Here is a 17,717-nt window from a genome sequence, read left to right as displayed (position 1 = left end):
CCGCTCAGGGCTGACGCACTGAGATCGTCTGGTCCTGCGTGAGGGTGGCGCTGACCTGCACGTCGTCCAGGGTCATGAGCGTCTGCATCTGCATGGTCGTGCGGACGCTGCTGCTGACGGGCAGCCCGTCGGGGCGCGCCAGCAGCTCACCGCTCACCGAGCCGCCGCTGACGCTCATCTGGAAGAGCACCTGCCCGGCGCGGTTCTTCACGCTGGTCTGCCACGCGCTGAACGTGCCGGTCTGCGTGAACCGCAGCCGCCCGGCGGCGTCCGGCCCCGCGAAGGTCAGGCGGCTGGTGAAGGCCAGGGGCGTGCTGGTCAGCGTGGCGGGGTCCACGTCGGCGTCCGGGTCCTGCAGGACCGGACCGAGAAGCGCGCCCATCATGCTGTCGAGCGGCACCTCCTGCCGGGTCTCGTGGCTCTGGCCGGGGGTCAGGGGCAGGCCGATCAGCTGCGGTCCCGTGCCGCTGCTGTTCGACGCGCGGATCAGTTCCTTCAGGTTCATCTGCTGGTACAGGCGGTTCACGTCCGCGTTGTCGCTGCTGAGTTTCAGGTCCGTCAGCGCCCCGTTCGCGTCGAGGACCTGCGTGGTCTTTGTCGTCAGGGCCTTCGGCAGTCCCGGAATGGTCTGGATCAGGGTCTGTTGCAGGGTCACGGCCCCCAGGGCGTCGCGCGCGGCAACCCGGGTGAAGCTCTTGCCGGTGATGGTCGTGTTCTGCCCGCCCATGCCCTGGAAGGACGCCCGCAGGGCGTCCAGTTCCTTCTGCGGGACGCTCGCGCCGGGACGGGCCGTGACCTTCACGTCACTGATCTTCAGAAGGCTGGTCAGGGTCGTGCGCTGCTCGACGGTGGTGCCCACCGGGGCACTCAGGCGCAGGGTCGCCGTGCCCATCCCCTGGGCCGACTGCGCGCCCACCGGAGTGGACAGGGTAGAGGAGAGGAGCAGGCCGGTCAGGAGGAGGGGACGCATCACCTGCACCCTACGCGCCCGGTGTGGCTGGGGTTGCCTCAGGTGGGTAAAGAAAGCCGCAGGCCGGGCCGCCGGAAGTGCGGCGGCGCGTGCGGCGCGCGGTGCGGCAGAATGGAGGGCATGACTGACGCCGTTCAATCTCTGCGCCCTGACGCCCGTCTCGTGCGCCTGCATGCTGGGCGCGGCGATCCGCACGCCCGCTTGGCCGGAGCGCTGGCCGACCTGGAAGGAGCCGGCTGGGGCCTGCTGCTGCGCGACGAAATGGCCCTGGCCCGCCAGCTGGCCGCCGCGCTGGGCGCAGGTACGCTGCGCGTGGACGCCCGCGTGCGCGTGAACCGAGAAGCGCTGGCCGCCGCCGGACTGGCCGCCGCCAGCACAGACGCCGACTGGCGCGGCGCGCGCGCCGTGTGGCTGCTGGAACCCGGCGCCGCTGACCTGGACCGCGCCCGCCGGGCGGGCGTGCCCGTGATCGTGGACGCCACGCTGGCACCCGGCGGCACCTGGCTGGCGCAGGGCGCGCGCCTGGTCACGTACCGGGACAGCGTGACCCTGACCGGTCACGGTGACGCGCCCCTGAGCGCGCTGTTCGGAGTGGACGCCGCGCCCACGCCGGTGGCGGCCGCCCCGAGTGACCTGAGCGTGGCGCTGGCCCTGCGGGACGTGGCCACGCTGCCCCTGCGGCTGGGACGCGTGGCGCGCACGACCGCGCAGCTGACCGAGCAGCTGGGCGGCGCGGCGCAGCCGGCCGGACCCACGGCGCTGCTGCTCGCGCCGGACGCCGCGCCTGACAGCGAGGCCCCGCTGGGCGGCGTGCTGGCGGCCGCGCGCAGCGTGCCAGGGGGCGTGCTGCTCACGCCGGGCCTGGAAGACGCACGCGCTGCACTGGCCCTGCTGGGTGCCGAACCCGACACCGAAACAGCCCTCACCGGAGAGGGGGCCGCGCCCGAGCAGGACGCCGATCAGCCCGGGGCGCCGCAGGAGGAGCCCCGTGACGCCCGCGTGGATGGCCGCCCGGAGTTCCGGGAGCGCCGCGAGAGCCGTGACCGTTTCGAGCGCCGTGACCGCGGGGGCCGCCGGGATGACCGCCGCGAGCGGGGAGGCCGTGACCGCTTCGAGCGCCGTGATTTCCGCCCGCCCGTGAACGCCGCCCACGGCGAGCAGCCGGATGCGCCCAGCCAGCCGTCGCAGCCGGACCTGCCGGAACGCTTCACGTTCGAGGCGCCGGCCAGGGCGGGCGCCCCCGTCAGCCCGCCGGCCCCGCAGGCCGCGCCGGAGGAAACCTGGGAACCCGAGATCGTGTTCAGTGATTCGCCCGCGCAGAGCGCCGCGCCCCTGCCGATCCCGGTCAGCAGCGGGCCTGACGCGCCGAACCTCCCGCAGGTGCCGGACGTGCGCCACCAGGCCGTTGAGGAATCGGCCGCCGAGACGGACGCCGAGGTGCAGGTCACTGAGCCGCAGGCCGCCGACACGCTCCCAGACGCCCCCGCTGACGTTCAGCCGGAGGTGGAGGCGGCGCTTGAGCCCGCCCCCGTCATCCTGCCGCCGGACCTGCCCGGCGGGAAGGAGGACCCGGCCGCGAACCTCACGGACGGGCAGCTGGCCATCTACGCCCGCCTGCGCGAGTGGCGGAACGCGGAGGCGAAACGGCAGGAGATCAGCCGCTTTATCATCGCCAGCAACGCGACCCTCGCGGAGATCGCCCGGCGCGTGCCGTACACCCTGGATGACCTGCGCGAGGTCAAGGGCATGGGGCAGGCGCGCCTGGGCAAGTACGGCGACAAGATCCTGGACGTCGTGCGCGGCTGAACGGCCAGCCGAAAGGGCAGGGGGCGGCGCCACGAATGGCCCGCCCCCTGCCCCTGTCCGTTCAGGCGTCCGCGTCCGGGCCGTAGCGGTGCTCGGCGGGCAGTGCGGCCCGCTCGTGCGTGGCCTGCGCCACCCGCGCCGCCAGCGGGAAGTCCACGGCGGCGTACCACGCTTCCTCCAGGCCCGCGCCGTCCGGGCTCGGTCGGTACACGCACAGCGCCGGGCCGTAACTGCACGCGCCCAGGCAACCGCTCTCGGTCAGGCGCAGCGTCCCGCCCCGCTTGTAGTACGCCAGGGACTGCCGTTCCAGGTGATTCCACAGCGCCTTGTGCAGCAGGCCGGAGCCGCGCGCCTGACAGTTCGGGCCCTGGCAGACGAGCAGGTGACCGTGGGTGGGGAAGAACTTCGGTGGCATGACTCAGGGCTCCTTTGGGCGGTACCGCGCGCGCCTTGGCTGGCTGCGGGCGCCTGTCAATCCTGCGGGATGACCAGCAGGCGGTCTGCGTGCTGCACCACGTTGACGTGCAGGCCGTACGCGGCGTGCAGGTGCGCGGGCGTCAGGACCTCGTGCGGGGTGCCGCTGGCCTGCACCCGCCCCCCGCAGAGCAGCACAAGGTGATCGGCGCGCGCCGCGAGGTTCAGGTCGTGCAGCACCGCCACGACGCCCAGGCCGCCCGCGACCTCGCAGCGCAGGTAGCGCACGACGTCCAGCGCGTACGCGAGGTCGAGGTGGTTGGTGGGTTCGTCCAGCAGCAGGAAGCGCGGTTCGGCCGCCAGCGCGCGGGCCAGCGCCGCCCGCTGCCGCTCCCCGCCGCTGAGTTCGGAGACGCGCCGCTCCTCGAAGCGGCGGGTGTCGGTGCGGTCCAGCGCGGCGTTCACGGCCGCCTCGTCCGCCGGGGTCCAGGGCGTGCGGGGCAGCAGCCCGAACCGCCAGTCACCCGCGCCACGCCCCAGCGCCACCACGTCCCGCACGCGCGCCGCGTCCGGCAGGCCCTCGCTCTGCGCGAGGTACGCCAGCTGCCGCGACCGCTGCGCGCGGCTCCACTCGCCCAGCGGCCGCCCGGCCAGGGTCACCTCGCCCCCCGTGACCGGGTTCAGGCCGAGCAGCGCGCGCAGCAGCGTGCTCTTGCCGGCGCCGTTCGGGCCGATCACGGCGCTGAACACGCCGGGCCGGAAGGTGGCGCTCACGCCCCGCACTGCCGGGAACGACCCGGCGTGCACGTGCACGTCCCGCGCGACCAGGGCGTCCTGGGGTTCTGCCGATTCGCTCTCCACGCCTGACTGTCCGTGTGCGGCGTCAGGACAGTCATCCGTTCCGGGCGAACGGTCCATTGCTGCTCGCTCCGCTCGGGAAAACGGGAGGAGAGTTTTGCGCAACAGGTCAGTCATGGCGTTCCTTACGCAGCAGCCACAGGAAGAACGGGCCGCCCAGCAGGGTCGTCACGATCCCCACCTGCGACAGCGGCGTGGTGCGGGCCAGCAGGTCCGCGCCGACCATCAGCGCCCCGCCCAGCAGCGCCGAGAGAGGCAGCAGCGTGCGGTGCCCGGGGCCGAACGCGAGGCGGATCATGTGCGGCACGATCAGCCCCACGAAGCCGATCACGCCCACGTACGCCACTGCGCCCGCCGTGGCGAGGCTCGCGGCGATCACCGCGATCAGCCGCAGCCGCTCGACGGGAACACCTAGGCTGCGGGCGGTCAGTTCGCCCAGTTGCAGGGTGTCCAGCGCGCGCGCCAGCAGCAGCAGCGCCCCGCAGCCCAGCGCGGCGTACGGCAGCACGGTCAGCACGTCCCGCCAGCCGCTGAAGCCCAGGTCGCCCAGTGTGTACGCCAGCACCTGCCGCGCGCGGTCCTCGCCGCGCAGGATCAGCGCGGTGGTCGCCGCGCTCAGGACACTGCCCACCACCACGCCCGCCAGGATCAGCCGCGTGGGCGGAAAGCGCCGCCCCTCGCGCGCCAGCCACAGGGTGCACGCGACCGCCGCGAGGGCGGCCAGCAGCGCCGATACCGGAATCAGCGCGCGGGGCCAGCCGGCCACGATGGCCACCGTGGCGCCCAGCGCGCTGCCGCTGGCGACGCCCAGCAGGTACGGGTCGGCCAGCGGGTTGCGGAACACGCCCTGGAAGGCGCCCCCGCACACGCTGAGACTCGCGCCCACCAGCGCGCCCATGACCACGCGCGGCAGGCGGATCTGCCACACGATCACGTCGTTGCCCTCCAGCGCCTGCCGGGTCACGCCGCGCCACAGCGCGCCCAGCACCTCGCCGGGCGGAATGGTGACGCTGCCCAGCCCAGTGCCCAGGACGACAGCGGCCAGCAGCAGCGCCGCGAGCAGCAGCGTGCCCAGGCCCACTCCGAGGCCCGGACGGGGCGCGGCGGCCTGCATTTACTTGAACAGTTCCGGGTGAATCAGTTTCGCTAGGCCCATCAGCGCCTGCCCCAGGCGCGGCCCCGGGCGGCCCAGCATGGTGTTCAGCTCGGACGGAATGTCCTTGACCTTCCCGGTTTTCAGGGCGCTGATGCCGCTCCAGCCGGGGCGCGCGCCCGCCGTCTTGGCGTCCACGCCCAGGATCAGCTGCGGGTTGGCCTTCACGATGAATTCGGGGTCCACCTTGGGGAAGTCGCCCATGCTGGCCGGGATGATGTTCCGCGCGCCTGCCTTGGTGAGCAGCACGCCCATGAACGAGTTCGGGCCGATCGAGTACGGCGTGGGGTCAATCTCGAAGTACGCGGTGGGCTGACGCACGGCGTTCTTCGTGAGGATCTCCACGCGCGCGATGTCGCCCTTGATCTTCCCGACCAGCGTCTTAGCCTGCGCCTCGCGGTTCAGGATCTTCCCGAGCAGCAGCGTCTTGCTGAACACCTCGTCGTACGTCTCGGGGTTCACGGCGATCACGGTGATGCCCGCCTGCGTCAGCGGCTCGGCCAGCTTCCCGTACTGGCTGACGATCACCACGTCGGGTTTCAGGGCCACCATCGCCTCAATGTTCGGGTTGTACAGGCCGCCCACCTTAGGCAGCTTCGTCACCTGCTGCGGGTAGTCGCTGTAATCGTCCACGCCCACCAGTCGGTCGCACAGGCCCAGCGCGCACACGGTCTCGCTGGTGCTGGGCAGCACGCTGATGATCCGCTTCGGCTCGGCCTTCAGGGTCACCTTGCGGCCCAGGTCGTCGGTGATCGTCAGCGGGTAGGAGGTCGCGGCGGCCGCGCCGCTCAGGGCGGCACTCAGGGTGATCAGGGTCAGGATGCCTTTGATGGGGAACGTCATGGGGAACTCCTTCCCTCCGGCAACGACACGCGCCGCCCGGTTGCAGGCGGCGGCGGGAAACACAGTATCCGTGGCGTACCCCGGGGCAGGGGCGGTCACGGCGTGCCCCCAGTCCGCGAGGGGTCAAGCCACGCCCGCCCACTCCGGGCGGCGCGAACGGCGGAGGTGCTCGGCCTTCCCCAGCTGGGCTGAAGTTACCGTTGCGCGACAGGGCCGGACTCTCACCGGACTTCCCCCCGCAGCCGTCACCCACGAGTATAGCGCCGGCCGCTACAGGTTCCGCCCGACAGGGACGGCCAGCGTGGACAGCACCTCGGCAAGTTCCCCGGTGATGGCCTTGATCCCGCCGCGCGGCGAGATGGGCTCGCCGAAGCGGACGATCCAGCGTTTCCCGTCACGGCTGACCCCCGCCGGCAGGATCGGCGCGCGGCCCTTCGCGGCGATCAGCGCCACGCCGCCCTGCATTTCATGCCCGCCGCGCGTGCCCTGCGGGAATATGCCGACCGTGCCGTTCGCCTTGAGAATGCGCAGGGACGTACGCACGGCACCCAGGTCATTCCCGCTGCGGTCCACCGGGAAGGACCCCCCGGCGCGGATGATGTCCCCGATCCCCGGGATGAACAGTTCCTTCTTCGCCATGAACTGCAAGAACCGCCCTGGTGGCAGCGCCCGCGCGACCAGGAAGGGGTCCAGGGCGCTCACGTGGTTCGCGGCGACCACCAGTGGCGTGCCGGGCGGCGGGACGTGCTCGCGGCCGTGCACCTCCAGGTGCATGCCGCTGAAGATCACGGGCAGGTACGTGGTGTCCACCACCAGCCGGTACACCCACGGAATGACGGGCGGGGCGGGCGGCTCGGCCGGCGGGGCCGTGGGGGCTGGCGGGGCAGCGGGCTTCTCGGGCAGAGCAGCGTCACTCATTAACCGCAGGATACGCCTGCGTTCCCGCGTGTGCCTGCCCGTTTCGGCGCTCCGCGGGAACCGTGGTGAATGGCGCGGTGTTCCGGCGGGGGGCGGCGCAGGCTGGAGCGCATGAACCTCGCAGTGATCGGAGCGGCGGGCGGTGTGGGCCGCCGCGTGGCCGCGCAGGCGGCCGGGGCGGGCCACGGCGTCCGCGCGCTGGTGCGCACCCCGGAGCAGGCCGCCCGTCTCGCGGCCCTGGGGGCGCAGCCCGTCCAGGGTGACCTGACCGGTGACTGGACGGCCGTGCTGGGCGGCGCGGATGCCGTCGTGTGGGCGGCCGGGGCCGGAGCCAGCGGGGACGTTCAGGCCATTGACGGCGACGCGCTGATCGCCGTGACGGACGAACTCGCTCGTCGCCGCGCCCCGGGCGGCCCGGCCCGACTGGTCGTGGTCAGCAGCATGGGCGTGGACCGCCCGGAACAGATGCCGCCCTTCCTGGCCGCTGTGCTGCGCGTGAAGGCCCGGTCGGACGCGCACGTGCAGGCCAGCGCGCTGGCGTGGACGGTCGTGCGTCCCGGCGGCCTGACCGACGCGCCCGGCACCGGCCTGATCCGTGTGGGGCTGCCCGCCCCGCGCGGCATGATCGCCCGCGACGATGTGGCCGCCGTGGTGCTGGCCTGCCTGAACGATCCGGGCAGCGTGGGCCGCACCTTCGAGGTGGTGGCCGGGGACACGCCGGTCGCGCAGGCCATCGCGACGCTGTAACGGAAGCGCCGGGCGTGGACCGGGGCTCACCCCACGTGGCCCGCGCTCCAGTCACTCCTCGTCGTCGTCGTCCGGGTCCTCTGGCTCGTCGGGGTCCGCCTCGTCGCCCCAGTCGCCGGCCAGGACGGCGCGCACCGCTTCAATCCGGCCCCTGCACTGGGCGTACGCGGCGCGGGCCTCCTCCAGCAGCGGCAGCACGCGGTCCAGGTCGGCCTCGCCGGATTCCAGTTCCGCCGCGATGCGATTCAGTCGCGCGTACGCCTCCCGGTACGAGGTGGGCTGAGGCTCAGTCATGCGGCCCATGCTACCGCTACCCTGCGCGCATGACGTCCCCCCAGATGACGCACTTTGACCTGACGGCCCTGCCCGGCGCGGCGCGCTACAAGCTGCTCACGGCGACCGTCACGCCCCGCCCCATCGCGTGGGTGAGTACGCTGGGCGAAGGCGGGCACGTGAACCTCGCGCCGTACTCGTTCTTCGGACTGATGGGCAGTGACCCGCCCGTCGTGGCGTTCGCGCCCGGCGACCGCGCCGACGGCACCCCGAAGGACACCGCGCTGAACATCGGCGCGGGCGGTGAATTCACCGTGAACCTCGTCAGCGCGGCGCTGGCCGGGACCATGAACGCCACCGCCACGGATTTTCCGCACGGGCACGCGGAACCGGACGCGCTGGGCATTCCCCTCGCGCCCGGCGTGAAGGTCCGCGTGCCGCGCGTGGCGGCCGCGCCCGCCGCGCTGGAGTGCCGCGAGGTGCAGACCGTTCTGATTGGCCACACCCGCATCATCCTGGGTGAGGTGCTGGGGCTGACGCTGCGCGCCGACGCCGTGCAGGACCCTGAACGGCACCACGTGGACACCGGCGCGCTGGACCTGATCGGCCGGATGGGCGGGCGCGGCACCTACGCCCGCACGCGCGACACCTTCGTCATTGACCGCGTCAGCTTCGAGGACTGGCAGCGGGCGCAGGCGGACGGCGACCGGGAGTGAGTGGCGGGAGGCCCGGTGGGACGTGGTGCGGCCTGAACTGAGCGGCGCGCTGCTTCCGCCCCGGCCTGCATCGCCCGCTCAGGCGGGTGCCTCTCCAGCCTTCACGTGGGCGTTGTCCGCCCAGATGTATCGGGCGGCCAGGGTGCGGTACGGCGCCCAGCGGGCCAGAACGTCAGCGCTCTGCGCGTCCGGGTGCAGCCGCGCCAGGCCCTGACGCAGCGCCAAGTCCCCCAGGCTGAACACGTCCGCGCGGGCCAGGGCGAACATCAGGAACATCTCCGCGGTCCAGCGGCCAATGCCGGGCAGGGGCAGCAGTTCGGTGATCACCGTCTCGTCGTCCTGCTCACGCAGGTGGGCGAAGTCCACGGCGCCGGTCTTCGCGGCCTGCGCGATGGCCTGCACCGTGCGGACCTTCGCCCAGGACAGACCCGCGCCGCGCAGGGTGTCGCCGCTGGCGTCCAGCAGGGTGTCGGCGGTCACCTCGCCCAGCGTGGCGGTCACGCGGGCGTGGATGCTCGCGGCGGCCTTCACGCTCAGCTGCTGCCCGGTCACGTTGCGGATCAGCGTGCCGAACGGGTCGGGCGTGGGGGTCAGGACGGGCAGGTCGCCCACCCGGGTGATTACGCCGGCCAGGACGGGATCACCCGAGAGGTGGGCGGTGGCGGCGGCGTGGTCACGCAGGGGGGCCTGATGGGCGGGCAGGGGCATGCCCGCATTGTCGCCCGGTCCAGCGCAGAACACCGGCCGCTGCGGGAGGGCTGGTGCTCGGTGGGGGCGGGCGTTACTGCGCGCTGACGCCGGTGTTGCTGGAGATCCAGTTCAGGTAGCCGTTCACGCGGGTGTACACGCCGTATCCGCGGCACGCGGTGGGCCCGTAGGACACGATGCCCAGCACGTAGAACCGGTTGTTGTAGCGGGCGGCGAGCGGTCCGCCGCTGTCCCCGTTGCAGGAGTCCTTGCCGGCGTCGTACTTGCCGCAGATGGTGTTGCTGGGGCGGCTGCCGCAGTCGCTGCCGGTCGGGGTGATCGGGATGGTCACCTCGCGCAGCGCGCGGTTGCTGTACGCGCCGGTCTCGGTCTTGCCCCAGCCGCTGACGGTGGCGTACTTCCCGTTCACGTCCAGCACGCTCTCCACCGTGTTGCTGGGGAGCGCGGCGGTCTGCACGGTGCTGCCCAGCGTGAAGGCCGTGCCCACCTTGATCAGGGCGATGTCGTACGCGTCGCCGCTGCTGGAGTAGTACGGGTGCACGATGATCTGCGAGGGCGTGCGCAGCTGACCGCTGGTGGTGGTCAGGTCGTTGATGCCGGCGCGCACGCGCATCTGGCTGGCGCTGTACCCCACCACGCAGTGCGCCGCCGTCATCACCCAGGTGCTGCTGATCAGCGTGCCGCCGCACCAGCCGCCCGAGAGTTCAGTGCTGGGCGTGACGCTCACCTGGTAGGGGCGGTTGGTGACGTTCGTGACCGTGCCGTACACGATCTGGCTGCCGATCGTGTCGGGGAAGGCCTTCTCGGTGCCGGTGACCGTGACGGTCTCCTCGGGCAGCGCGGCCTGCGGGGCGGTCTGGGTGGAGCAGGCGGACAGGGCCAGGACGCCCAGGGCGGTCAGGGCAGCGTGTAGGGGCTTGAACATGGCAGAACCTCCGGGTGGGGGAATGGGGGAGAGGACGGACCGGCGGGTCAGGCGCGTGGGCAGACCCACCGGGCCCGGGGGCTTACTTGGTTTCGGTGAGGGTGTAGGAGCCGGTGCCGCTGTAGGCGTAGACCTCCCAGCGGTACGTGCCACTCGCCGCGGCGTAGTTGATGCTCTCGCTGCTCGTGCCGCTCTCGCTGCTCGCCACGTCCGCCCACGCGCTGCCGTTGTACTTCTGCAGGTACAGGTCAAAGTCGGTGCCGCTCGGTCCGCTCAGTGTCGCTTTCAGCGTGCCGCCCGCGTAGCTGAAGCCAGTGCTGCCGGGTTTGTAGCTGCTCGTGCCCTGACTCACGCTGCCCGTGTACGTGGTGGTTGTGCCGGGGGTGGTGGTGCCGTCGGGCGTCAGGCCGCTGACCTGCGCAATCCAGCTCAGGTAGCCGTTCACGCGGGTGTACACGCCGTTGCCCGTGCAGGCGCTGGGGCCGTAGGAGACGATGCCCAGCACGTAGAAGTTCCCGTTGTAGGTCTGGGCCAGCGGTCCGCCGCTGTCGCCGTTGCAGGAGTCCTTGCCCTGGTAGTACTCGCCGCAGATGGTGTTGCCGGGGACGCTGCTGCCGCCGCAGGTGGCGGGGTTGGGCGTGATGGGCAGGCTGACCTCGCGCAGGTCGTCACTGGCGCTGCTGTTGTTGTTGCCCTGCGTCAGGCCCCAGCCGCTCACGACGGCGTACTTGCCCTTCACGTCCAGAATGCCTTCAACGGTGTTGCTGGGCAGCTTGGCGGGCGCGGCGTAACTGTTGGTCACGGCCGCGCTGAGTTTCAGCAGGGCGATGTCGGCGAAGTTCGTGGAGCTGCTGTAACTGGGGTGGACGGTGACGCTGCTGACACCCACGGTCTGCCCCTGGCTGCTGTCACTGAGCTTGTTGACGCCCGCGCGAATGCGGATGCTTGAAGCGGCCGTGCCTTTCACGCAGTGCGCGGCGGTCAGCACCCAGGTGCTCGACAGCAGGGTGCCGCCGCAGTACTGGAAGCCGGTCGTGTCGGTCATGGCGACCTGGTAGGGACGCGCGCCGCGGGCGCTGATGGTGCCGCCCACGATCAGGGGTTGCAGGGCCGCGCCGGCGTACTTGTCGGGGCGGGCGCTGGCGGCGGTGCCGGGCGTGCCGGGGCCGCCACAGGCGGAGAGCAGGGCGGCGGTCAGGAGAGGAAAGGGAAGGGTGCGTTTCATGACGGTCTCCAGGTGGTGGGATCAGGGGTGCCGGTGCTCAAGAACACGCCGCCCCAGGGAGCAGGGCGGCGTGCAGGCGCAGGGTTACTTGGTTTCGGTGAGGGTGTAGGAACCGGTGCCGCTGTAGGCGTAGACCTCCCAGCGGTACGTGCCGCTGGCGGCAGCGTAGTTGATGCTCTCGCTGCTCGTGCCACTCTCACTGCTCGCCACGTCCGCCCACGCGCTGCCGTTGTACTTCTGCAGGTACAGGTCAAAGTCCGTGCCGCTCGGCCCGCTCAGCGTCGCTTTCAGCGTCCCGCCCGCGTACGTGAAGCCGCTCGTGCCGGGCTTGTAGCTGCTCGTCCCGCTGCTCACGCTGCCCGTGTACGTCGTCGTGCCGCCCGTCGGAGGGGGCGTGGTCCCGCCCGTCCCCGTGAACAGCAGCTTGTTGGGGCTGCCCGTCCCGATGCTGCTCAGCACGCCGCTCGTGGCGTTGTTCAGCAGCGCGCTCGTCACGGCGCTCGTCGTGGTGTTCCCCGCCGCGATCAGCAGCGCCACCGCGCCCGCCACGTGCGGCGTGGCCATGCTCGTCCCGCTGATCGTGTTGGTCGCCACGTTGCTGCCGATCCAGCTGCTCGTGATGCCCGTACCGGGCGCGAACAGGTCCACGCAGCTGCCGTAGTTGCTGTAGCTGGTGTCGCGGCTGTCCGTCTTCGTGCTCGCGCCCACCGTGATGGCGCTCGCCGCGCGGGCCGGGGAGACGTTGCAGGCGTTCTGGTTCTCGTTCCCGGCGGCCACCGCCATGATCAGGTTCTTGCTGGTGGCGCTGTTCACCGCGTCATCCACCGCCTGGCTGGCGCCCCCACCGAGGCTCATGTTGGCCACGGCGGCAGCCGTGCCCTTGTTGGTGGCGGCCCAGTTGATGCCGGCGATCACGCCGGAGTTGCTGCCCGACCCCTGGCAGTCCAGGACCTTCACGGCGACCAGCGTGACGCCCTTGGCGACGCCGTAGGTGCTGCCGCCGACGGTGCCGGCGACGTGGGTGCCGTGGCCGTTGCAGTCGGTGTTGTTGCCGTCACCGGACTGGTTGGTGCCCCAGATGGCGCGTCCACCGAACTCGTTGTGGGTGGTGTTGATGCCGGTGTCGATGATGTACGCCTTGACGCCGCTGGCGGTGGCGGCGTAGGTGTACGTGCCGCTGAGGGGGAGGCTGCGCTGGTCGATGCGGTCGATGCCCCAGGTGGCGCCGCTCTGGGTGGCGTCGGCGTGGACTGTGGCGTCCTGCTCGATGTACTTGACGCGCTTGTCGGCCTGGAGTTTGGTGAGGTTCTGCCCGCTGAGTTTGGCGGCGAAGCCGTTGAGGACCTGGCCGTAGACGTGCTGGATCTGGACGCCCTGGGGGTCGAGGCCGAGGGTGGTGATGAGGCTGGTGGCACTCTGGCTGCTGAGGGTGGGGGCGGCGCCGTCGCTGAAGGCGACGATGTACTGGCCGGGGATCGCGTCGGGGTTGGTGGTGCCCAGGAGGGGCGCGCTGCTGTGGCCGCGGGAGATGACGTCGGTGCTGGGAGTCGTCTGCTGGCTCCCGCAAGCGGCGAGCAGCAGGGTCAGCGCGATGGTACCGAGGGTAGTGGTGCGTGCGTTCATTGAGGCGACCTCCTGAGACAGTTCCGCAACGAGACAGATGGGAGTATGGCCGTGGCATGCACGGCTGGTGTAACGCTGTCAAGCGAAGTTGGGAACTTCGGAGATGATACGCGGATATTTGTCCCCTGTTGATGAACGACGGACGGGGGGTGTGAATTCTGGTCAAGACCAGTACAAAAATTACAGAAAACTTACAGGGGGACGTAAAAAACGTGTGTCTCGTATATCGGGACAAATAATTTAAAATTGAGAAGCTTGTCTAAGTTGCTCATCCATCTCATCTGACTGTTCGACAAATAACTTTACGCATAGGCGTGGTTATTATCACTCAACTTGGCGATTGTAAAGATAGAGATGGAGGATAGCTGGAGACCGCCCTCAACCCGGATCCACAGGGCCTGAACAGTCATCCAGAGGTCAGGCCAATCTGAGCAACCGTTCCACCCGCCAGGTGGCTTGACGCCGCTCCACACGTGCTGCGTCACGGCCCACACCATTCGACATGAGGCAAGGCGCACTGGGCGCAGCCTGCCCTCACCCGTCACAGCGCGGCCACCCTCTCCTGAGCCGCTCAGGCCAGATTCATGGGGCTCACCGGGCGGGCCGCGTCAGCGTTCGCCCTGGCGCAGGGCCAGTTCCACCAGCGACCGCGTGAACGAATTCAGCGGGTACTCCAGCGCCTCGTGCAGGTGTACCCACACCCAGGCCGCGATCTCCTCGTTCGGGGTGACCACGTGATCCTCGGTGGTTGCCAGGAAGTCCACCAGCAGCATGTGCGCCGGCGCGTGGAACTCCTCACTGAGCACCGCCTCCTGCGTCTGCGCGTACTGCACGTCCTCCAGGCGAAGCCCGACCTCCTCCAGAAACTCGCGCTGCACGGCCTCCAGCAGCGTTTCGCCCCACTCGACTTTCCCGCCGGGCACGCCCCACAGCCCGCGCCACTTGGTGGTCTGCACCAGCAGCACCCGTCCGTCTTTGCCCCACACGAGCGCCCCCACGCACACCAGCGGTCTGTTCATGCGCGCAGCCTAGCGCCCCCGACGGCGCATCACGCGGCGTTCCAGGCCCGTGATCACGGCGTACACCAGCACCCCGTACCCGATCAGCAGCGCGATCGCCGCGAACTGCCCCGCCTTGTTCTGGTACGTCCCGGCGACCTGCACCGCCAGCCCCAGGCCCTTCTGGTTCGGGTCCACGAACTCCCACACGACCGCTCCGATCAGTGCGAGGCTGGCCGCCAGCCGCAGGCCGCCCAGCAGCACGGGCAGCGCCCCGGGGAACTCCAGGCGGGTCAGACGCTGCCAGCGCGAGGCGCGCAGCGTGCTGAACAGCTCGTGAAAGGTCGCCTCCAGTTCCCGCACGCCCACCAGCGTGGCGACGAGCATGGGGTACAGCGCGCTGAGGGCCGACACGATCACGGCCGGCAGGAAACCAAAGCCGAGCCACGACACCAGCAGCGGCGCGAGCACCACGATCGGCGTGCTCTGCGACGCCACGATGAATGGGCTCAGGAAGCGTTCCAGTGCCCGCCAGCGCGCCAGCGGGTAGCCGATCAGCACGCCGGCCAGCGCGCCCAGCAGTGTCCCGGCCAGGGCCGTTTCCACCGTTACACGGAACGCCGCCAGCAGCGCCGGGGCCGTGCGCACCCCCTCCTGCCACACCGCGCCTGGTGTGGGCAGCAGGAACGGCTGATTCAGGGCCGAGGCGCCCAGCTGCCACGCCATCCCCGCCAGCAGCACCGCCAGCGCGGGCAGCAGCCACGCCAGGCTGCGGCCCTGCCGGGATTCCACCCGCAGGCGCGTGGAGTCCCCGGTGCCCAGCACCGCCCGCAGGTGCGCTTCCAGTCCGTCCGTGTACGCGCTCACGCGGCCCTCGCCGCGCGTGTCCAGTACCTCCACGATCTGTCCGCCGCGCAGCACCGCCACCCGGTCGGCCAGCCAGACCGCCTCACGGATCGAGTGCGTGACCAGCACGGTCGTGCGGCCCGTCTTCTCGTGCAGGTGCCGCAGCTCGGCGTTGAAGCGCTCACGGACCAGCGCGTCCAGAGCCGCGAACGGTTCGTCCAGCAGGAGCACGTCCCCGCTCTGCGCGAGCGCGCGCGCCAGCGCCACCCGAGCCCGCATCCCGCCCGACAGCTGCGCCGGGAAGTACGGTCCGTACGCGTCCATGCCCACCAGCTTCAGCGCCTCGTGCGGGCTCAGGCCCCCGCCCGCCCCCAGATCGGCGGGCAGCGCCACGTTCCGCAGCGCCGTACGCCACGGCAGCAGCCGGTAATCCTGGAAGACCAGCGCGGGCGGCGTCTGAATCCGCACCGATCCGGCCTCCGGGCGCAGCAGGCCCGCCAGGACCCGCAGCAGCGTGCTCTTGCCACCACCGGACGGGCCGATCAGGGCCAGGAACTCGCCCCGGCGGACATCCAGCGTCACGCCGTTCAGAATCACCTCGCCGCCCAGGCGCACCGTGACGTCTTGCACCGCCAGGGGCGCGTCGGCGCTGGGGTCCCTGGGGGTCAAGCCTTCACCGCCTGACTGGTGGGCTCCGGGGCGGGCCGCCCGCGGGTATTCACGAGCACCACGCCCGCCACCGCCACCACGCCCCCCACCAGCGTCAGCAGGGTCGGCACCTCGTTCAGCCACGCCCAGGCGATCAGCACCGCGAACACCGGCGACACGTACAGGAACGACGTGGTCACGCCCGCCCCCACCCGCGAGAGCGCGAACGTCCAGGTCAGGTACGCCAGCGCCGCCGGGAACAGCCCGATGTACACCATCGCCAGATGCGCGCCCAGCGGCGCCGCGCGCAGTTCCGCCCCGAACCCCGGCAGGAACACCAGCATGGGAACGGTCCCCATGATCAGCGACCACACCGTGAAGTGCAGCGGATTCATCCGCGCCAGCAGGGGCTTCTGAAACACGAAGTACAGGCTCGTGAACAGCGCCGCCGCCAGGATCAGCAGCGCCCCACCCGTGAAGTTCAGGCCCTGCCCGCCCCCCACCACGATCAGCGCCACGCCCCCCAGGCTGACCAGCGTGCCCAGCCACCCCAGGGCGTTGAGCCGCTCCCCGGCAAAGCGCGTGGCGAGCAGCGCCGTAATCACGGGCCCCGCCGCGATGATCAGGCTGGCCGTGCCTGCCGGGACGTGCACCTCGCCGTAGTTCAGGCACACGTGGTACAGCGTGATGCCCGAGAAACTCAGCAGCGCGATCCGCCACAGGTCCCGCACGGGCGGCACCGGAATCCGCGCCAGCAGCGCGTACAGGCCCAGCGCCGCGCTGGCCACCAGAAAGCGGTACAGCGTCACGTGCCCCGGCGAGAACACCTCCAGCCCCGCCCGGATGCCCGCGAACGCCGACGCCCAGAACACGATCGTGACCAGAATGGCCCCCAGCGACAACGGATCCAGACGGGCGGCAGGGGCACGCATACGCCCGCCAGCATAGAGCCCAGCGCCGCCCGGCGCGCCCGGCCCGTCCAGCCTGCCGCGCATGAACGCCCCCTCAGGCCCACCACACCCGCCCCGGCCTCCACGCGCGAAGGATGGGGTATGACCGACCCTCACGACCCCGTCCCGCCCAGCACCCCGGAAACCGCGCAGCAGCACAGCGGCAGCGACCACGCCACGCACGGCGCGAACACCAACCTGACGCCCGACGTGCAGGGCGGCCCCAACCATCCGGACGACCGCGCCGCCACCGACACCATCACCGACCAGCACGCCCATCAGGTCGGGAACCAGCCCGACTGACACCCCGTAAGGTCAATTGCCCCACCGTCCCGCCACAGCGGGCCTTAATCTTCGTTGGGCGTGGCTTCACGTCCGCCCCAGCACTCACTTCATACACTGCCCCCACGGAGGGAATCACCATGACGAACAGCAGCACTGGAATGGATCAAACCCGCATGATCAGCGGCGCCGCAGGTGGCGCGCTGCTGCTGATGGGCCTGCGCAAGCGCGGCGTGCTCGGCCTCGGCATGGCCGCCGTTGGCGGGTACCTCGCGTACCGCGCCGCCACCGGCAACGACCCGGTGATGGCCGCCGCTGGCCTCAGCGGCAACGCCGTGGCCGCCAAACCCATCTTCGTGGAGCACAGCGTCGTCGTGGACCGCCCCGCGCAGGCCGTGTACGACTTCTGGCGCAAACTGGAGAACCTGCCCCAGATCATGAGCCACCTCGAGAGCGTCACCGCGCTGGACGAGAAACGCAGCCGCTGGGTCGCCAAGGCCCCCCTGGGCACCCACGTGGAATGGGAAGCGGAAATCGTGAACGACAAGCCCGGCCAGCGCATCGGCTGGCACTCCCTGCCCGGCGCGACCGTAGACAACGCGGGCAGCGTGCAGTTCGAGTCCCTGCCCAGCGGCGGCACCCGCGTGCACGTGGCCCTGTCCTACCGTCCGCCCGCCGGGCCGCTCGGCGCCGCCGTGGCCAAACTGTTCGGTGAGGAACCCAGCCAGCAGATCGCCGAGGACCTCCAGAAGTTCAAGGCCGCCTTCGAGGGCAGCGCCAAGAACTGACCTGAGGGATCAGGACGGGGCCCGTG

Annotated in this window: 18 protein-coding genes and 2 pseudogenes; 5 read left to right on the top strand and 15 right to left on the bottom strand. The window is 71.1% G+C overall.

The window, feature by feature from the left end; translation table 11 throughout:
- Positions 1-4 precede the first annotated feature (4 nt).
- Positions 5-970, bottom strand: a complete 966-nt coding sequence (locus tag IEY63_RS16555; RefSeq protein WP_189070104.1) for a hypothetical protein — start codon at positions 968-970, stop codon at positions 5-7.
- A 120-nt stretch (positions 971-1,090) separates the two neighbouring features.
- On the opposite strand from IEY63_RS16555, the gene IEY63_RS16550 reads away from it, so the two are divergent.
- Positions 1,091-2,776: an HRDC domain-containing protein gene (locus IEY63_RS16550; protein ID WP_189070103.1), complete on the top strand. Its 1,686-nt coding sequence runs from the start codon at positions 1,091-1,093 to the stop codon at positions 2,774-2,776.
- Positions 2,777-2,837: 61 nt separating this feature from the next.
- On the opposite strand, the gene IEY63_RS16545 is transcribed toward IEY63_RS16550, so the two are convergent.
- The 5 genes from IEY63_RS16545 to IEY63_RS16525 all read right to left on the bottom strand — a co-directional run bounded on the left by IEY63_RS16545 (position 2,838) and on the right by IEY63_RS16525 (position 6,962).
- On the bottom strand, positions 2,838-3,191 hold the full coding sequence (locus tag IEY63_RS16545; protein ID WP_189070102.1) for a (2Fe-2S) ferredoxin domain-containing protein: 354 nt from the start codon (positions 3,189-3,191) through the stop codon (positions 2,838-2,840).
- A 56-nt stretch (positions 3,192-3,247) separates the two neighbouring features.
- A complete protein-coding gene (locus IEY63_RS16540) occupies positions 3,248-3,973 on the bottom strand; it encodes an ABC transporter ATP-binding protein (protein ID WP_229784772.1) in 726 nt (241 codons plus the stop codon).
- Positions 3,974-4,157: 184 nt separating this feature from the next.
- Complete coding sequence (locus tag IEY63_RS16535; RefSeq protein ID WP_189070100.1) at positions 4,158-5,162, bottom strand: FecCD family ABC transporter permease; 1,005 nt, start codon at positions 5,160-5,162, stop codon at positions 4,158-4,160.
- Positions 5,163-6,044, bottom strand: coding sequence for an ABC transporter substrate-binding protein (locus tag IEY63_RS16530; protein ID WP_189070099.1), 882 nt, complete (start codon positions 6,042-6,044; stop codon positions 5,163-5,165). It lies immediately after the preceding gene.
- A gap of 270 nt (positions 6,045-6,314) precedes the next feature.
- Positions 6,315-6,962, bottom strand: coding sequence for a lysophospholipid acyltransferase family protein (locus IEY63_RS16525; protein ID WP_189070098.1), 648 nt, complete (start codon positions 6,960-6,962; stop codon positions 6,315-6,317).
- Positions 6,963-7,073: 111 nt separating this feature from the next.
- Between IEY63_RS16525 and IEY63_RS16520 the strand changes: the two genes are divergently transcribed.
- Complete coding sequence (locus tag IEY63_RS16520; protein ID WP_189070097.1) at positions 7,074-7,709, top strand: NAD(P)H-binding protein; 636 nt, start codon at positions 7,074-7,076, stop codon at positions 7,707-7,709.
- 51 nt (positions 7,710-7,760) lie between these two features.
- Here the strand turns inward: IEY63_RS16520 and xseB are convergent, their stop codons facing one another.
- Positions 7,761-8,003, bottom strand: a complete 243-nt coding sequence (gene xseB / locus IEY63_RS16515) for an exodeoxyribonuclease VII small subunit (protein WP_189070096.1) — start codon at positions 8,001-8,003, stop codon at positions 7,761-7,763.
- A 29-nt stretch (positions 8,004-8,032) separates the two neighbouring features.
- Between xseB and IEY63_RS16510 the strand changes: the two genes are divergently transcribed.
- The gene (locus IEY63_RS16510; RefSeq protein WP_189070095.1) at positions 8,033-8,698 is read left to right on the top strand and encodes a flavin reductase family protein; all 666 of its coding nucleotides are present in this window, start codon (positions 8,033-8,035) and stop codon (positions 8,696-8,698) included.
- Positions 8,699-8,776: 78 nt separating this feature from the next.
- Here IEY63_RS16510 and IEY63_RS16505 read toward each other — a convergent pair whose 3' ends face one another.
- The 8 genes and pseudogenes from IEY63_RS16505 to IEY63_RS16475 form a co-directional block, all read right to left on the bottom strand.
- On the bottom strand, positions 8,777-9,406 hold the full coding sequence (locus tag IEY63_RS16505) for a DNA-3-methyladenine glycosylase family protein (protein WP_189070094.1): 630 nt from the start codon (positions 9,404-9,406) through the stop codon (positions 8,777-8,779).
- Between the two features lie 73 nt (positions 9,407-9,479).
- Positions 9,480-10,331, bottom strand: coding sequence for a serine protease (locus IEY63_RS16500; RefSeq protein ID WP_189070093.1), 852 nt, complete (start codon positions 10,329-10,331; stop codon positions 9,480-9,482).
- Between the two features lie 82 nt (positions 10,332-10,413).
- Positions 10,414-10,728, bottom strand: a pseudogene (locus IEY63_RS22625) (pre-peptidase C-terminal domain-containing protein); the annotation flags it as partial.
- A 36-nt stretch (positions 10,729-10,764) separates the two neighbouring features.
- Positions 10,765-11,556 (bottom strand): annotated as a pseudogene (locus IEY63_RS16495) (serine protease); the annotation flags it as partial.
- Positions 11,557-11,640: 84 nt separating this feature from the next.
- Positions 11,641-13,179 (bottom strand): S8 family peptidase, encoded by a 1,539-nt coding sequence (locus IEY63_RS16490; protein WP_189070091.1) that lies wholly within the window; start codon positions 13,177-13,179, stop codon positions 11,641-11,643.
- Between the two features lie 608 nt (positions 13,180-13,787).
- Positions 13,788-14,198, bottom strand: a complete 411-nt coding sequence (locus tag IEY63_RS16485; RefSeq protein ID WP_189070090.1) for an NUDIX domain-containing protein — start codon at positions 14,196-14,198, stop codon at positions 13,788-13,790.
- A gap of 9 nt (positions 14,199-14,207) precedes the next feature.
- The gene (locus IEY63_RS16480) at positions 14,208-15,692 is read right to left on the bottom strand and encodes an ABC transporter permease subunit (RefSeq protein WP_189070089.1); all 1,485 of its coding nucleotides are present in this window, start codon (positions 15,690-15,692) and stop codon (positions 14,208-14,210) included.
- Positions 15,689-16,603 carry a DMT family transporter gene (locus IEY63_RS16475; protein ID WP_189070088.1) on the bottom strand — a complete coding sequence of 305 codons (915 nt, stop codon included), beginning with the start codon at positions 16,601-16,603 and terminating at the stop codon, positions 15,689-15,691. Before IEY63_RS16475 ends, IEY63_RS16480 begins: the two co-directional genes overlap by 4 nt.
- 120 nt (positions 16,604-16,723) lie before the next feature.
- Between IEY63_RS16475 and IEY63_RS16470 the strand changes: the two genes are divergently transcribed.
- The gene (locus IEY63_RS16470; protein WP_189070087.1) at positions 16,724-16,924 is read left to right on the top strand and encodes a hypothetical protein; all 201 of its coding nucleotides are present in this window, start codon (positions 16,724-16,726) and stop codon (positions 16,922-16,924) included.
- Positions 16,925-17,043: 119 nt separating this feature from the next.
- Positions 17,044-17,691, top strand: coding sequence for an SRPBCC family protein (locus IEY63_RS16465; protein WP_189070086.1), 648 nt, complete (start codon positions 17,044-17,046; stop codon positions 17,689-17,691).
- Positions 17,692-17,717 lie beyond the last annotated feature (26 nt).

Source organism: Deinococcus radiotolerans, from assembly GCF_014647435.1.
GTDB lineage: Bacteria > Deinococcota > Deinococci > Deinococcales > Deinococcaceae > Deinococcus > Deinococcus radiotolerans.
The sequence above is the reverse complement of the archived record's forward strand: the minus strand, read 5'-3'. Positions and strand labels throughout refer to the sequence as shown.

What these genes read in the sequence shown, in the direction of transcription:
- IEY63_RS16490 (WP_189070091.1), bottom strand. Translation starts at nt 13,179, where the DNA reads ATGAACGCACGCACCACTACCCTCGGTACCATCGCGCTGACCCTGCTG.
- IEY63_RS16465 (WP_189070086.1), top strand. Translation starts at nt 17,044, where the DNA reads ATGACGAACAGCAGCACTGGAATGGATCAAACCCGCATGATCAGCGGC.
- IEY63_RS16535 (WP_189070100.1), bottom strand. Translation starts at nt 5,162, where the DNA reads ATGCAGGCCGCCGCGCCCCGTCCGGGCCTCGGAGTGGGCCTGGGCACG.
- IEY63_RS16530 (WP_189070099.1), bottom strand. Translation starts at nt 6,044, where the DNA reads ATGACGTTCCCCATCAAAGGCATCCTGACCCTGATCACCCTGAGTGCC.
- IEY63_RS16555 (WP_189070104.1), bottom strand. Translation starts at nt 970, where the DNA reads ATGCGTCCCCTCCTCCTGACCGGCCTGCTCCTCTCCTCTACCCTGTCC.
- IEY63_RS16510 (WP_189070095.1), top strand. Translation starts at nt 8,033, where the DNA reads ATGACGTCCCCCCAGATGACGCACTTTGACCTGACGGCCCTGCCCGGC.
- IEY63_RS16470 (WP_189070087.1), top strand. Translation starts at nt 16,724, where the DNA reads ATGACCGACCCTCACGACCCCGTCCCGCCCAGCACCCCGGAAACCGCG.
- IEY63_RS16475 (WP_189070088.1), bottom strand. Translation starts at nt 16,603, where the DNA reads ATGCGTGCCCCTGCCGCCCGTCTGGATCCGTTGTCGCTGGGGGCCATT.
- IEY63_RS16550 (WP_189070103.1), top strand. Translation starts at nt 1,091, where the DNA reads ATGACTGACGCCGTTCAATCTCTGCGCCCTGACGCCCGTCTCGTGCGC.
- IEY63_RS16525 (WP_189070098.1), bottom strand. Translation starts at nt 6,962, where the DNA reads ATGAGTGACGCTGCTCTGCCCGAGAAGCCCGCTGCCCCGCCAGCCCCC.
- xseB (WP_189070096.1), bottom strand. Translation starts at nt 8,003, where the DNA reads ATGACTGAGCCTCAGCCCACCTCGTACCGGGAGGCGTACGCGCGACTG.
- IEY63_RS16505 (WP_189070094.1), bottom strand. Translation starts at nt 9,406, where the DNA reads ATGCCCCTGCCCGCCCATCAGGCCCCCCTGCGTGACCACGCCGCCGCC.
- IEY63_RS16520 (WP_189070097.1), top strand. Translation starts at nt 7,074, where the DNA reads ATGAACCTCGCAGTGATCGGAGCGGCGGGCGGTGTGGGCCGCCGCGTG.
- IEY63_RS16545 (WP_189070102.1), bottom strand. Translation starts at nt 3,191, where the DNA reads ATGCCACCGAAGTTCTTCCCCACCCACGGTCACCTGCTCGTCTGCCAG.
- IEY63_RS16500 (WP_189070093.1), bottom strand. Translation starts at nt 10,331, where the DNA reads ATGTTCAAGCCCCTACACGCTGCCCTGACCGCCCTGGGCGTCCTGGCC.
- IEY63_RS16485 (WP_189070090.1), bottom strand. Translation starts at nt 14,198, where the DNA reads ATGAACAGACCGCTGGTGTGCGTGGGGGCGCTCGTGTGGGGCAAAGAC.